Source organism: Chromobacterium aquaticum, from assembly GCF_021129195.1.
Lineage (GTDB): Bacteria > Pseudomonadota > Gammaproteobacteria > Burkholderiales > Chromobacteriaceae > Chromobacterium > Chromobacterium aquaticum.
Map to the genome: position 1 here is coordinate 1 of NZ_JAJOHW010000265.1, position 514 is coordinate 514.

Annotated in this window: 1 protein-coding gene; it reads left to right on the forward strand. The window is 69.1% G+C overall.

Annotation, left to right across the window (positions count from 1 at the left end):
• Positions 1-170: 170 nt before the first annotated feature.
• On the forward strand, positions 171-514 hold a 344-nt coding region (locus LQT98_RS23660; RefSeq protein WP_231465697.1), incomplete at its 3' end, for an aminopeptidase P N-terminal domain-containing protein.

Sequence of the window (514 nt, forward strand, 5' to 3'; positions counted from 1 at the left end):
GGCCTTGATCCTGCGCCCGGCCAAGGCCCGGCCCGCCAGCGCCGACGCCGCGCGCCAACGCGGCTGAACCGGCACTGGCCGCGCGGCGGCCAGCATGATAAGTTAAGGGACTGGATACAATATTCCGCACGGCAAGCACCGGGCGGACCCTTCCCACTCCCGAGGAAACCATGTTCGCTGCCACCGTATACGCGCAACGCCGCGCCCGTCTGCAAGCGGCCGGCCTGTCCGGCCTGCTGCTGTTTGTCGGCAATGTCGATTCGCCGATGAACTACCACGACAACACCCTGCCCTTCGTGCAGGACTCCAGCTTCCGTTATTTCTTCGGCCTGAACGAGCCGGGCCTGGCCGGCCTCATCGACGCCGACAGCGGCGAAGCGACCTTGTTCGGCAACGATCCGGACGTGGCCGACATCGTCTGGACCGGCCCGCTGCCCAGCCTGGCCGAACGCGCCGCGCTGGCCGGCCTGACACACAGCCGCGGCTACGCCGACCTGGCCGCCGCGCTGAGCGC